The 13,673-nt window shown below is 43.4% G+C and carries 17 protein-coding genes; 1 reads left to right on the top strand and 16 read right to left on the bottom strand.

Going from position 1 to position 13,673, the window contains the following annotated elements; translation table 11 throughout:
- Nucleotides 1–390: 390 nt before the first annotated feature.
- Nucleotides 391–1,827, bottom strand: a complete 1,437-nt coding sequence (locus tag OIU26_RS07990; protein WP_264216469.1) for a hypothetical protein — start codon at nucleotides 1,825–1,827, stop codon at nucleotides 391–393.
- 811 nt (nucleotides 1,828–2,638) lie between these two features.
- A complete protein-coding gene (locus OIU26_RS07995; RefSeq protein WP_264216470.1) occupies nucleotides 2,639–3,064 on the bottom strand; it encodes a NucA/NucB deoxyribonuclease domain-containing protein in 426 nt (141 codons plus the stop codon).
- Nucleotides 3,065–3,265: 201 nt separating this feature from the next.
- Between OIU26_RS07995 and OIU26_RS08000 the strand changes: the two genes are divergently transcribed.
- Nucleotides 3,266–4,165 carry a discoidin domain-containing protein gene (locus tag OIU26_RS08000; RefSeq protein ID WP_264216471.1) on the top strand — a complete coding sequence of 300 codons (900 nt, stop codon included), beginning with the start codon at nucleotides 3,266–3,268 and terminating at the stop codon, nucleotides 4,163–4,165.
- A 22-nt stretch (nucleotides 4,166–4,187) separates the two neighbouring features.
- Here the strand turns inward: OIU26_RS08000 and OIU26_RS08005 are convergent, their stop codons facing one another.
- The 14 genes from OIU26_RS08005 to OIU26_RS08070 all read right to left on the bottom strand — a co-directional run bounded on the left by OIU26_RS08005 (nucleotide 4,188) and on the right by OIU26_RS08070 (nucleotide 13,669).
- Nucleotides 4,188–4,421 (bottom strand): hypothetical protein, encoded by a 234-nt coding sequence (locus OIU26_RS08005; RefSeq protein ID WP_264216472.1) that lies wholly within the window; start codon nucleotides 4,419–4,421, stop codon nucleotides 4,188–4,190.
- Between the two features lie 188 nt (nucleotides 4,422–4,609).
- Nucleotides 4,610–6,019, bottom strand: coding sequence for a transcriptional regulator (locus OIU26_RS08010; RefSeq protein ID WP_264216473.1), 1,410 nt, complete (start codon nucleotides 6,017–6,019; stop codon nucleotides 4,610–4,612).
- Between the two features lie 199 nt (nucleotides 6,020–6,218).
- The gene (locus OIU26_RS08015; protein ID WP_264216474.1) at nucleotides 6,219–6,728 is read right to left on the bottom strand and encodes a phage holin, LLH family; all 510 of its coding nucleotides are present in this window, start codon (nucleotides 6,726–6,728) and stop codon (nucleotides 6,219–6,221) included.
- Nucleotides 6,729–6,730: 2 nt separating this feature from the next.
- A complete protein-coding gene (locus tag OIU26_RS08020; protein WP_419539231.1) occupies nucleotides 6,731–7,495 on the bottom strand; it encodes a M15 family metallopeptidase in 765 nt (254 codons plus the stop codon).
- Nucleotides 7,452–7,949 (bottom strand): phage holin family protein, encoded by a 498-nt coding sequence (locus OIU26_RS08025; RefSeq protein ID WP_264216476.1) that lies wholly within the window; start codon nucleotides 7,947–7,949, stop codon nucleotides 7,452–7,454. Before OIU26_RS08025 ends, OIU26_RS08020 begins: the two co-directional genes overlap by 44 nt.
- A gap of 78 nt (nucleotides 7,950–8,027) precedes the next feature.
- Nucleotides 8,028–8,213 carry a CD1375 family protein gene (locus OIU26_RS08030; RefSeq protein WP_264216477.1) on the bottom strand — a complete coding sequence of 62 codons (186 nt, stop codon included), beginning with the start codon at nucleotides 8,211–8,213 and terminating at the stop codon, nucleotides 8,028–8,030.
- Between the two features lie 58 nt (nucleotides 8,214–8,271).
- Nucleotides 8,272–8,664 carry a hypothetical protein gene (locus OIU26_RS08035; RefSeq protein ID WP_264216478.1) on the bottom strand — a complete coding sequence of 131 codons (393 nt, stop codon included), beginning with the start codon at nucleotides 8,662–8,664 and terminating at the stop codon, nucleotides 8,272–8,274.
- Between the two features lie 17 nt (nucleotides 8,665–8,681).
- On the bottom strand, nucleotides 8,682–9,842 hold the full coding sequence (locus tag OIU26_RS08040; protein ID WP_264216479.1) for a phage tail protein: 1,161 nt from the start codon (nucleotides 9,840–9,842) through the stop codon (nucleotides 8,682–8,684).
- Nucleotides 9,843–9,859: 17 nt separating this feature from the next.
- Nucleotides 9,860–10,249: a phage tail-collar fiber domain-containing protein gene (locus tag OIU26_RS08045; protein WP_264216480.1), complete on the bottom strand. Its 390-nt coding sequence runs from the start codon at nucleotides 10,247–10,249 to the stop codon at nucleotides 9,860–9,862.
- Nucleotides 10,250–10,258: 9 nt separating this feature from the next.
- Nucleotides 10,259–11,011 (bottom strand): YmfQ family protein, encoded by a 753-nt coding sequence (locus OIU26_RS08050; RefSeq protein WP_264216481.1) that lies wholly within the window; start codon nucleotides 11,009–11,011, stop codon nucleotides 10,259–10,261.
- Complete coding sequence (locus OIU26_RS08055) at nucleotides 11,008–11,832, bottom strand: baseplate J/gp47 family protein (protein ID WP_264216482.1); 825 nt, start codon at nucleotides 11,830–11,832, stop codon at nucleotides 11,008–11,010. Before OIU26_RS08055 ends, OIU26_RS08050 begins: the two co-directional genes overlap by 4 nt.
- Nucleotides 11,829–12,272, bottom strand: coding sequence for a DUF2634 domain-containing protein (locus OIU26_RS08060; RefSeq protein WP_264216483.1), 444 nt, complete (start codon nucleotides 12,270–12,272; stop codon nucleotides 11,829–11,831). Before OIU26_RS08060 ends, OIU26_RS08055 begins: the two co-directional genes overlap by 4 nt.
- Nucleotides 12,265–12,690: a hypothetical protein gene (locus OIU26_RS08065; protein WP_075153663.1), complete on the bottom strand. Its 426-nt coding sequence runs from the start codon at nucleotides 12,688–12,690 to the stop codon at nucleotides 12,265–12,267. The genes OIU26_RS08060 and OIU26_RS08065 overlap by 8 nt, the downstream gene beginning before the upstream one ends.
- A 1-nt stretch (nucleotide 12,691) precedes the next feature.
- Nucleotides 12,692–13,669, bottom strand: a complete 978-nt coding sequence (locus OIU26_RS08070; RefSeq protein WP_075153662.1) for a hypothetical protein — start codon at nucleotides 13,667–13,669, stop codon at nucleotides 12,692–12,694.
- Nucleotides 13,670–13,673: the final 4 nt, after the last annotated feature.

The following is a 13,673-nucleotide window of genomic DNA, read 5'->3' on the forward strand; positions in this document are numbered from 1 at the left end:
AATAGCCGTATTACAGGGTTTTGAGACCCTTATTACATCATGCCGCCCATCTTTGATTTACTCTCGCCGAGGAACGTCTCTGAACTTATCCCTTATTATATAGCATGTTATCTTCCCTATCCAGAAAATTTCATTCGTTTATATTCGTCCATTTTCGCCGGAATTGTGATTTCTCATGTGATTTTTTGTGGTTCAGATAACCTTGTGACGCACATACAAATCGGTCCCATCAACAACTTCCTTACAATTGTATATCAAGGTATACACAGTAGCAATAAAACTTCCAAGGGGTTATATTTCTAAAATAATTCTATTAGAACGGAGTGTTTTTCTCATATTTTTCATAATAAAAAGCCAACCATTTTGGTTGACTTAAAGCTGTGAAAAGCTTTATTTAATTTTACTTAACAATAAAGTGTATTCTGATGCATTATAAATTTTGTTTAAACTCGCTGGAAATTTAATAATATAATCAAGACATTTTTGCAAAGTTAGATTATCCGTCTTTTCTTTTAACTTTATGCACATTCTTTGAAATCTTCGTTTTGGTGTACTTCGGTCAGTGTCATATAGCATTTCATTATCATTCATCATGCTTACTAATACTGTTATCTCTCTATCTCTAAAACTGTCAATAAATTTATCGTAGTATCTTACAGCGGCTTCATCTACACCATCACGATAACCCAGCCCATTACCACTGTAACAGATAGCGATTACTTTAACCCAATCTCTTATAACACTGTCAGGCACTATCCCATTTTCAGGGATTCTTTCCTCTAACATTTGAGCCCATGCCCATTCATTATAAAAATTATTATGACCAAAGTGAGCACTTTTCAGACTATTTAATGTGTCTCTTATATCATAAGCCACACTATCCTCATCTCTAAAACTCAACCCTTTTACCTTAGTAAGAAAATTTTCAGCTTTTTCTCTTCTTATAACTAGTCCATTAACTCTAAAATGACCAAACTTTTCACCCAATTCGTATTTTTTCTTATCAGTGCTAGCGTCCCAAACGAATTCAGCAATTTTTTCTATATTTTCAACAGTATTCATTTTAGTCTTTTCATCTGTATAAAGGCCAAAAATCGTCCAAAGAAGGTCGTCTACCATTTGTTGTGGCAATTTAACAATATTACCACCAATTAAATTAATATCGCCATTCGGTATCTCTCCATTTCTTAAATTATGAAGAAGTTGTTTCACCTTAAGTGATGAGTGGTTTGGTTTAGCATTGATAGCATAAGCTATACAGTTTTCAAGCCAACTTAAAATATCGTAAGCTTTAATTGTATTTTCATTGGGATGAGCAGAGCTGGAGTGGTTTCTCATGTAGTTAATAAATTTAAATACTTCAAAAACATGATCACTAATTAATTCCATACGATTGCACACAGTCAATAAATCATACTCTGAAATATTTGATATATCTTCTTCGTCTTGCAACCCCTTATATCGAGAACTAAGACTTTCAGCAATTTTATAAAAGTGTTCTAAATCGAATCCTATTACTAATTTTCTTAAAGATATAATCGTTTCGTTCCATAAGTATGTAATCGCTCCATCGAATAAACCTGCAATAATTGAGGCAGTAAATCGTGTCAAGTAGACTGACTTTTGTTTCTCTTCCATTGATAGACACTCTAAAGCTTCTCCGAGTGCATTTATGATTTTCTTTCGTTCATTAACAGGTGTAAGAACTCCTTCTACCGGTAAACCAAGTCTCTCCAGATACTCTGTTAGCGGCTGATTGAAATCGCTCATAGTTTCAACAATTTGTGTTTTAGATTGTGTAAGAGAAATCAACTGATCTTCCTTCAAGTTGTTCCATTCCTTTCATAATATAATTTAGAATTAAACAACAGCTACTCTATGTATAATTTCTTATATATTTTCTCTTAAAATGATTCTTTTGACAATAGGAACCTTTGTTCACACATCTAAAGACTCATTTTAACAACAAATACCAAGGTCTAAATACTCATTTTTTTAATGTAATTGTGTTTTTGAGTTATATATGAAACACATCTTTTATAGCTTAAAGCAATCTCTCTCGGGTGGTGTTTCTTTCCCTGACATAACTGGCCATTTCGTATCATAAGGTAACACCGAGCATTTTAATTCAGCTCACTAGTTGCCCTTTCCGTCATCTTGACAAGCTAAATTCTTCGATTACCACAAATAGCACAAAACCATTCATCCCATCAATATAACTCTGAAAATACCTTTTCACATTTGCTTCCGATAGTTACAAAAAGGATACTAAAAATAAAAATTCGAAAATTAAAAGCCACTCTAAAAGAGTGGCCTTGTTTATGTGTTGCCCTGGTTTCTTATTTTGAAACTGTGTTATCCAGTTACACCAACTCTCCCACAAGCCGCCAGGGACAACGAAATGGTTATAATACTCATTAGCACCAATCCTTTCACAAAGAGAAGTGGAATGATAACTGAGATAGCCATACTAATGATGCCAGCTATCAAAGCACCTAAAAACCAATTATCTTTAAGGTGATTGCTGAGTAGGGAGAGTACAGGACTCGAACCTGCAACTGCGGCAAACAAATTAAAATTAAATATAGTGTTGCATAACAGCATTACTGTTTTATCTAATATAACATATTTGTCTACATCATTTCACGATAAATCTTACTTTGGTTCCATCAGCATACTTATCTAACTGATGACTTACCCACGAGCCTGCTCCCCGGTTATCACTAGGGGTTATGTATCGAATATCAGCACCTGCGCCCCCTTCAGCACACATTGCCATTGGCCATTCATCTCGGTCATATCCTTTTTTAGTTGGGTAGCCCTTCAAGGACTCCCTTCGATTTTCTTCGGCTCCGTCCCGATCAATGGTACATACAGCAGAATGTCCCGCTGCTATCGCATCCCTAATGTGTGCTCCGGTTTCAGGGTAACGTGAACTCGGGAACTCCAACGTATACCCAACTGCTTGTTGGCTGATTACCGCCGGTTCAGCATAAACGCCTTGTACCGAGAAAATAGCAGCTAGTAAAAATACAATTAATCCTTTTGCGATTCCTCTTAACATATGACACCTCCAAAGTATTTAAATCTTCTCTATACTAATTGGAGAGTCATGTCGAAGTATCGCATATGTTGTCACATAATAAAAATAAAAATTAAAATCCACTATTAAACTTTATTTTGAATATATAGACATAAATGTTTAGACATTCCTTTTTCGTTTTTGTATGATTGCAGAGCAAATAAAACAAAAAGGGGAATATCCATGAAAAGACTATTACCAATTCTACTTTCTCTATTTTTACTTCCTTGGTTCGCACAAGTAACGCATGCCGCGACCCCAGAAGCAACCAATCTAATCCCTAAAATGACGTCAAACACTAGCCCTTCAGGTAAAGTAACCTATAGTGCCGCATACAGCGGTCTAGAAGGATATAAAGCATTTGATGGAAAGCCGAACTATAGCACGGCTGGAAATTATACTGCCTGGGGAACATCCCCTAAGAATGGGTGGCTCGCTTATGAGTTTTCAACTCCGCAAATTGTCACTAAATATGTTCTTTATTATGGAGGCTACTCCACTAGCAATCCACCAGATGCCGGTAAAGATATGCCTAATACCTGGACTTTTGAGGGATCCAATGACGGAGTAACATGGACCGTTCTCGATAATAAATCTGATTATATTTTTACCTCTGGAGCTAATGAGTTCTCACTTAATAATAAAGACCAATTTAAAACCTACAGAATAAATATTACTAAAAATAATGGAGCTACTGGCAAGGATGTCAATTTGGCCATTCATGAAATGGAAATGTGGGGTTACGACCCTGCCACTCAAACTCCCGATCCTGTAGATCCAACACCGAGCCCTAATCCTGATCCGTCTAATCCTACAGATCCAACCGAACCAACACAACCAACTGGTGACCGCGCAATTTTGGTTGTGACACTGGATACAGGGTTGGAGAAGGAATTTGACCTGAGTATGAAAGAAGTAAACTCTTTCATCACTTGGTATGAAGGTAAACAATCTGGATCTGGTACAGCATCTTATGCCATTGATAAGCACAATAACAATAAAGGACCATTCAGCAACCGTAAGGACTACGTAATCTTCAACAAAATTCTCACATTTGAAGTAAGTGAATATTCAGCTAAATAGACAACAAAGGACTCCATACTGGTTACATACCAGCGGAGTCCTTTTTCACATCTACTCTAATTTCAAATTGATTCCGTATGTAATAAGCTCCTGCAATTTTTACCGAATCAGACGAAAACTTTTCTATAGTGCCACCATAATCTACAACCGACACTATATCCTCTCTCAACGACTGAACAACGTACACTCTTACCTGGCTTAATGCAGCAGCAAATAGTTCTATATCCGACTTTAACACTTTATATGTATGGTTCATGCTGATCACCTCAGGATAGGTATTTGATGGATTGTGTAGAAACCCCTTCAATGTATAAACCCGCCGACCAGTTAAGGTTAGCGGGTATTTGCTTTACTTACGTTTAAGCACCGCCAACTTGGTCAAACAATTGTACGATTTGGCTATGGTTATTCGACTGAACAGGTATAGTACCAATAAACAAAAAGCTAGCCGCAATGATTAGCAGTACCATTTTCTTTAACATTATCTAACCACACCTTTTCAATGAATTTTGAGAATTTTTGCATTGTTTCAGGAACCGCATGAGTACGGAAATGCTCAAACAGCCCTATACAGTTTATATAATAACTCTCATTATTTAGTGTATGATAACTTACCATTGAATACATCAAGTATTTGAAGCCATCGTCGTATGTACCTCGATGTAAATGATAATACGCTAACTCATAACTCAAACGTGCATACTGTTCTGGTATAACTTGTTTCGTATACATATCAGATGACGACTGCTGCACAAAAGAATCAATAATCATTTCAAACCGTTTAAGTATATCATTCACGTCTAACTGGTACCGATTAGCAGCAAGTATTAAGTTCAACAGTTTAGTAACCATTTCATTATCGACCTTTGAGGCAGCAATGTATTCTACATAATCCGGAAGTACACTTATCTCCCCGGACAGGAGTGTATTAACATAAATATTGCATTCTGCCCAGTTTTGGAACAAGCCAATCCAGTGTTGGGTGGCCTCGTCCGTCTCTTTGACCCAACCTAAATCAGCGTAGGCATATGTATATTGTAGAGCTTGTTGATAATCGCCTTTGGCTTCACAGGCACTTGCGCACAACAGGTCAGCATAGGAAATATATACAAACAACGGTCGACTTAGCTTATTGACAGACTCATCCCGCTCTCGACTCCGTTGTTCATGTTTCATTGAATATTGGATTTCTGCCTTGGCTCTCATCTTCCTCGCCATTTCGTCAACCTTGTCCCATTTACGCAAAGACCTGTATACATTAGCCAAATCCTTCAACGCATCAAGCTGGTCACTTTCATCCAGCCGTTCGACAAAAGCTTCAAACACCGCTGCCGCCCTAATGTTACGACTTTGATCGTCTCCAATTTGAATCGTGAATATGCGATATTGACAGACTGCCAAGCGTTCAGAATGTTGATATTTCTCCGCTTCAGCTACCCCCTCATAGAGCAACAATGCAGCCGCATGTCTTCCCTGCGACAACAATTCCTCTGCAATTTCAAATAGCTTGGGTGAATACAGCAGATTGTCCATGATGGCTCCCACCACTCGACGAATCACATCCAACTTGTCCAACTCTGCACAGCGATACAAAAATGGCTCGATTCGCCTCATATTCGGAGGATGGTCGACGATGTAATTTTCCACGAACAAGTCGTAAAAGTGACCTTCTGGTAAACCCATAGCCTCTGTAATGAGGTCAAGCTGGTTAACAGACATAGATTTGTTTCCTGACACTATGCTGCTTATTATTCCCCTATTCATGCCTGCAATTTGTCCAAATTGCGCTATGTTCAAACCCTCTTGCTGTAGATATCTGTCTAATTCTGCTCGAATCGTAGGTGTATGCTTCATGTCATAGCCACCCTTCGCATAGAAATTCCAGTATTTTATAATCATTTACTATTTTTGTCCAGTAATTAACAGTTGTCAATATCTTTTTTGCGAATCAAGTGGAAAAGCTACGTTTGTCATAAGGGTACTCCTGTAAACAAAAAAAGCACCCCACCGGCTTTAAGCCAGCAGGGTGCTTCGTATTTCTAAACGTTTGTGATTATTCGGCAGCAATAGGTGGTTGGGTAGCGGGAAAAGCAGTTTGCTCCTTCGTAGAAGCTGTAGGTACTTTATTATCTCCCACAGCTTGGTTTACCAATTCGCTAACTTTAGCTGCAAAAGCCGAAACAGCCGCTTTAGCCACATCTTCAGGTGGCTGTAATTCAGAATCAACGCGCTTGGTTTTACCAGGGTTAAAACGTTCCCAAGCCAATTGCACAGCCGCTTCTATTTCATCCGAACCCACCTTTATTCCTAGCGCTCCCAACTTATCTGCAAGGTATTTAGTTGCCCCATGGAATTTAGCAGCTCCTTGGCCTGCAAATTTGGTTTCGGCATAAGCATAGGCATCATGTGCCAGTTGCTCAATTCGCTTGCGCTGCTCTACTGTAAAACGAGCCTCATAGAGTGGCTTTAGCTTTCGGTATATTGCCGTGCCAAGAGTCAGAGCCCCGATTGTAATTAAACCGATAGCGGATAGTGCAATGGTTGTGATGTATTGTTCTATCATAGTTATTTGTCTCCCTTCGCACTGAACATCCCTGCTCGATCAAGCAATGTAACCATACGATAAAAGTCATAGCTGCCATCATTAGCTGTGTCCAATATTCCGGCAGCTTTGGCATTAATGCAGGCTTGCTCGGCCCACGCTGGAACCTTTGTAAGTTTATTTGCTGCTTCCAGTGCAATCACACGTTTTTGCAGCGCATTAAACGCTGCTTTTTCTTCTGCTGTCATTGGTTCATCATCTCCCGTTTTAAGTGAGTTAATCTTAGCCAACACAGCGTTGAGCTGCGCTTGAGTTGGTCGCTTACCTGCCCTAAATTGAGCTGTCGTGATTCCAAAGACCATCTGCAGGTGAGGCATGTCTTTAAAGCTACGCCAATCGCCTCCCCACTCAAGCCCGAGCCGTTTAGCTTCTTCAACGACCTCCGACCAGTCAGGAAGGGAATCTTTATCATCGTCTTTCAATGTATCCCAGGACACCGTTCGGCCATCCCGAAGCAACAACGCAAAATCGGCCGCAAGCCCAAAGTTATGATTGCTATATCCGCCCCTGGCTTTTGTTACTTTGGGACGCTTATCTCCATTCCGTCCCTGGGCATAGAGCGCGTCCTGCTCCGCATATGTTCGTAAACCTTGGGTTATTACTATCCAAACACCACGGGCATAGCAGCGCTCAATTAATTTTTCCATTACAATTTTAAAAACTGGATTCAGCCCGACAAGCCGATTAAGAGACTTTTTTTGTATCTGTTCCAGCGTCAGTTGTACCATCCTGTCCATCTCCTTTCTCGTTAAGCTGCTTCAAGAAGCTTTTTAGCTTGAACGGAAGCGGGATGCCCATTGCCCCCAAGTTTTCAGCTAGTGATAATCCTTCACGACCAGCGTAGAAGTAAATGGCTGCTGTCCTAAATAGGGGAGCTCCTGGTTGTAGCCAATCATCAATCTGCGCGGATAACCCAACCACCATCAGCACAGTAACCTTGCGAATACCTCCCCAAAACATCACGTCGCTGTCCATCTTTTTATTTTTAAAAGCAGCGATTACGCCAGAAGCATAATCCAGCAACATTGCTATAAGCAGCACCTGAAGCGGCTTGTCCCACCCACCCAAAAATGTAACAATCAGACCAGTCAGCGCCGTCACTCCCCCTGCCGCCGCCTCCTTTTCCGATGTCCCAACGATTGCGGTCCATACGGTGCTGCCAAACATTTTTATTTGGCTCACTACCTTTTCCCCCTTAAAAAATAAAGCCCCCGATCACTCCGAGGGCATAAAAATAGCGCATCCGACTGGATACGCCGCTTACGCTTCTTGTTCTGTAGTTTGAGTTGTTGGAGCTGCTGGAGCCGCCTGTGAAGGCTCATTAATGCCCAAGTCAGCTTTAACCAAGTCTCGCAATGCTACTGGCACGTCCTCAATTTCACGACGGCCAGCAAGGATAAGATGTACCAGTGTAGTTGCAAAAGCTTTTTTAATCTGTTCATTCATGCTATCACCTCCCCTCATGAGCTGCATGAAAATAAAAAATAGAATCCGCACCCGGATTCTATTTAGCATCGGTCTGTGACATAACTAGCTGAATAAGCCCGGCTATGGCTTCTTTATTGTCCAAATCAGCCAGTTTAAGCTCCGCTACCTGATCCGTAAGAGGTTTCGTAGGGGGCGAGTCACTGCCACTCTTGGACGGGTATGTGAATTCCATTGTCTTAGCATCTGGATTCACTCTGTAACTGGTCGCGTGGTAGAAGTCTTCAGTATACTTATCAAACTCAAGTTTGAGGACGTCCACCTGTTCAGGGTCATACCCCTTTAACAACGGATAAAACCCCATATCATCCTCTTTGGTTGTCTCTCGTGCTGATTCTGATTCTATCTGTGGGGTCATAAAAATAACCTCACCGCTTGTTTTTCTCCAGTAAACCTTTGGCCCAATTTTCATATAAACCACCCTTTCTATTATTCGAATGCCCACCATTGAAAAGCTTCGATCACCGCTGTAGACTTTCCTCCTGCATAATCGCGTACATCAGTGCTGTTTATTGTTGCTAAAAAACCACCGGGCGATTGAGAGATGCTGTATATACTAACGCGGTTTTGAAACCTACCGTAAAGAGTCGCATCATCATCGTATGGTATTCCAGCCATCGCAATACCTTCAATGTACAAATTGCCGTATTCATCTTTCATTCTCAGACGTATGAATACTCTTGTTGGCAGGAAGCTCATGTTATTTACGCCTACGTTCATGCTTGCACCCGAAGTTGCGTTTGGGGCCGTCGCTGACTGACCGTTGAACGTACCCCTCGCGAATCGTTTTACAGGTGCATTTGTGATTGCTGCTGCTATCTGATCGCTACTCATATCAGAACTGGCGCCTCCAAATTTGCCGTTGATCGCGCCTACGATTTTATTTTTAAGATCAACGGCTTGCGTTAAAGACTGTTGAGCCAAATTGTATGCTTCATTTGCTCGATCATTAGCTGTCTTTACCGCGCTCGGTGTAGCGGCTTGATCTGTAGCTGTGCTTCCTGTAGATGTATTTAGCTGCACAATTCCGCGCGCCTGCGTAGATGCAGACGGCAGATCGGATGCCGAGTGCGTATGATTCTTGCTTGCTAATCCATCCCAAGGCAACCACGTCCCTGCTACTGTTCTTACACGGTTATAAATTCCTCCAGTTTCATCTACGTACGTATGGACAACCACAAGCCCCTCCGTCACTTTTGAGCTAGCGACAAAAAGTACACCCTTAGGATATGCTCCCGGTGGGCTATGGTCCGTAGCAGGAGTAAAAGAAGACCTGTCAATCCTCCATCTACCCGCACCAAGTAAAAAATCAAAATCATCCATGAACGGCTTGCCTTTATCAGCTAGGGAATCGGTATACAAGTCCGACAGAGCCTTACTATTCGGCACAGTCGTGGAAGAAGTAGACTTATAATCTGCGCTGAGTCGGACGGTACCCTTAACTGTGGTGGTTGCTTCGTCTACCTTTATATTTTTAATTGCCTCTTCCAAAGCCTGATCGTTTTCATAAAGTGTTGTTATAGGGATGTTGAGTACATCTGCATGGCCTTGATCCGTAGTGACAAACTTTCTCGGCTCTTTAATTGCCATTGTCCATTTCCTCCTTATCAGTAGATATCGTCGATCTCAAAAATGAACTCCATATCCGCATCTTTGATTTTATTGGTCATGGTGCGTATGGCTGTCAATTTGCCCGCTGAATCTACTAAAGCAAGCTCATTGATCGTTTTCCCGGCCAGCTCGTTTTCCGCAAGCGAGCATACATAACGAATAGTTGCAGGGGCTATAAATTCGTAACTGGTGATATCTTTTTGGAGCAGCTCCGCTTTTAAAGCCTGCTCAGTACCATCCAGCGGCAACGGCTTGCCTTCTGTGTCCACTCCACCGCTACCGAATGCCATTTTGACAACCTTCGTTAATGTGCCACCCTCTGCCCGCGCTCGGGCCATCTGCTCTCTGGCGTAGGCAGTTGTTACCGTTAATACTTGTTCAGCCATAATTACCTCCTATACAGTTTCTATTTTTTCAGTGGAACTGAGTAATCGGCTACCATCGAGCGCAACACTACCATTCAGCAGCCAATAATTCTGCCGGACCCTTACAATGCCTTCCTGTCGGTTCTGGATCGGATGGCTCACCTTCAGCTCCAACCGGTTCCGATATCGCTGGCGCTCTTCGGTCCATCCAGACAAGGATGCAGCACCGTTCAGTAACTCAACACCATCCAGATACCAAGGACGACCACCAAAGAAGCGAACGCGGGAGCGAAAATGAATACGTGAATGGATCTGGAACGCATGATGAAAGTCAATATGAATCGAGGGCAGAGCTTTGTTTATGTGGACAGGCCGGATGTATTCGAAGTCTTCCATCAGGCTTTTAATATCCACATCCGATTCGACTGAGTAAACAAAACGAATTTGCTTGGCGAGAAAATCCTCTTGTATATCCAACAGTTTGCCGTATTTATTACCCATTAGCCGCAGTGTGGGCAGCGTAAATGGCCGCTTGGCCCAGCGCTTACGACGTATCGCATCACGGCGCTGCTCCAGTGTCCCAATCTGCTCCTGTCGGAAATATATCCACTCCCAAATGGGCAATGCCCAAGTAGCAGTTTTCAAAACGAACTGATTTCCCAGATCGTCAATCGACTTTTCCCGATCGTTTACTTCCAACTCCATAACGTCAAAATGCCGCTCGGCCATGTCGATTTCATACATGTGCGGCGGTAGCATTTCCCGATAGCGCAGAGGTATCATGTCAGGTTCACCTCAATTTGTAATACGGACGTTACTGGAACCTCAACGTCTTTAGTCGCTCCATTAAGCGTGAGGTTTTCATAATCCTCCACGCCTTTGACCAACAAAGCTGCACCAACGTAATTAAAGACAAGCTTTGTACGACCAAGAGCATAATCAGCTATACGTTGTCTGATTGGTTCGACCAGCTCAGAAAGCGGGAGAATAGTATTTAGCTTTGCTTCTACTTTCAAAGTGAACACCGGAGCAGGATGCACTTCAAGATCGTGGCCACCAATCCGCTTGGTTTCCCACATATCCGCCTTAACCTTAGCGGCAAACTCTTCTGTGACTGGTTTACCCTGTAGATCAGTCAGATACAAGTCTATGGATACATCACTACGAGCCTTCTCAACAGCCACAGCACCACCGACACCCTCCAGTTCCTTCGCCCATGTCTCATAGTCCTTACGACGTCCGCTGCCTTCCTCAGTAAACACACGATCAAGTATTCTCAATCGGTATGTGTCGTCGTCCTCCCCCGCTTTTCGGGGCATTCCGTCAGACCATCCGTGACCGTCCAGAAACTCACTATCCGCCCAGACCGGAAATGCTTGAAGAAATGCGTACGTTAATAGTTCCTGCTGCTCGGAATATTCCATAGCTATCGGGTACCACAGATCATAGAAATATTCTCCCGGATCCGTCGGGGGTGGAGGTAGACCGCGTTCCTGTGCCAGTGTAATTGCCCGGTTAACCCAGCGACGGTAAATATCCTCTGGCGCCTCTTCTAGAATCGCCATCGGTGGCAGTGCCGGCAAATCCGTTAATTTAACATTCACAGTTCAATCGCCTCCTCCAGCTCCGTTTCTCCGGCCAAGCCATTTAATTTAATTCGCAAATACATGTTCTGGCCGTTCCGCTCCATCGACAATACCTCAGCTTGAGAGATTTCCGTATGAGCTGCCAAAGCTTCCTCAATGTCGCGTTTTATTTCAACGTCCTCCCAATTGGCCCATTCAGATCGTTCGACACCGATATCAGCGTCATACACCACATATTGAAATCGCTCGGTGTTCAGGATTTTTAGCGCCGTCTGCACAAGGTATTCACCATACGTAGCCGTTTTTTTGGGACGCCCGTCGTCGGTGGTTGCCATCTGCCGCGTGCGATAGTCGATCACGTACGTCCATTTGGTTTCAGATGCTACGGTTTCGGTCAGCTCCACCTCGTCCAATGCGGAAAAGTCTATATCCGGAAATAACGTTTCATCGTCAGCCACCAGCGCCCACATCCTTCCCGTGGACGTAGTACCGCTGTCCGCTCAGCCTGGAGACAATCAGCCGATCACCGACCTGCAAAGGGCTGGGAATAACCAACTTGCCACGTAATGAGCTGCGTGGGGCCTGTTTGTAAGGCTCCCCTGTCTCGTATACCACCCCGTTAGCCAATACGCCTGTGACACTGCCTTTGACTTCATCACCCTCCAGATATTCATTAGCTATGAAATCGGCTTTGACTTCCCGGTCTAACAGATAGTCAGCAAAGACTAGCTTGTCCGCTGGATAGGGAGCCGGGTCACCATCCACCTCTATTGACGGGCTTCCGGGCCAACTCAGCAGAGTGGCTCTCTCTGTGTCTCGCGCGTCGATGTGGTCTTTGGTCATTTCCCGCAGCTTCCTGACTGCATCTTGAAGCATACTATTCCCTCCTTTCCAGCTCCAACGTAACTGTGTACGTTCCGTTTTTATAACTACTATCCGCAGTAACGACAATCCATTTAGAGGTATGATCCGTCTTGGTGAGTACGAGCCAGCCAGAGCGCAAGCCGGATAACGTATGGTCCGTGTGCCGAACTGTAATCTTCTTGATCTGTTTGGCAGCAGACAAAACTTTCAGCCGCTGCGTGGCGATAGTCTCCGGCTTTTCGTCCTCACCGACTTCAATGATTTCTTCCATTCGGCCCATCGCCTTCACCGCACCTGCTGCCGTTTTGGTAACAGCGGAAGCGATCTTATCATCCTTCCATTTCTGCGCGGTTACGACTGTATAGGTTTCCTCGATGCTGTATCCTGCTGTGCTGGAGGTCATTTGCTCGGGAACAAAAATAGGGACCTTGGTATTGGTCCCTTCGCGCATCACCTGCAGATAAAAGCTCTTTTCCGTCCTTACAAGGTCTACATAATAACGGTAGCCGCTACGCTCATATGCCTTTTGCAATACGTCGAGGATAATTTCCGAATGGGCCATCGTCCCATATCGCTCGTCCAAGCTGAAGCCCAAAGCTGGGCAGCGGAAGTCAATGCCCGTGCTCTTGATGTATCGTTGCAGCTCCGCTCCGGCCTCGCCTTTAAGGTATGGCCTCGTACCCTTGTTCTTGCTCAAATACCAGCCGATCTCCCGCACCTCAATTTCCCAAGCGTTTGTAAATTCGTCCTGCTCATATTTAATAATAGGTCCGTGAAAAAATTGGTTTTTGTGATGATATAATGCACCACCAACCTTTTGCGAAAAGCACATCAGCATACCAGCTACCTTAATATTGCTTGCATTGCGAAGCCGCACCGTAGCGCTGCGGGCAATCTCATCGCGGCCAGAGGACCAGGACACTTCCTCTATGCCATCCGTTAGCATCTGCCGGGCGTTCTCCTTGCCATATACAACAGCAAAGCCGTCCATAATG

Origin of the sequence: Paenibacillus sp. BT-177, from assembly GCF_025846815.2 — a bacterium.
GTDB classification, from domain to species: Bacteria; Bacillota; Bacilli; order Paenibacillales; family Paenibacillaceae; genus Paenibacillus; species Paenibacillus polymyxa_C.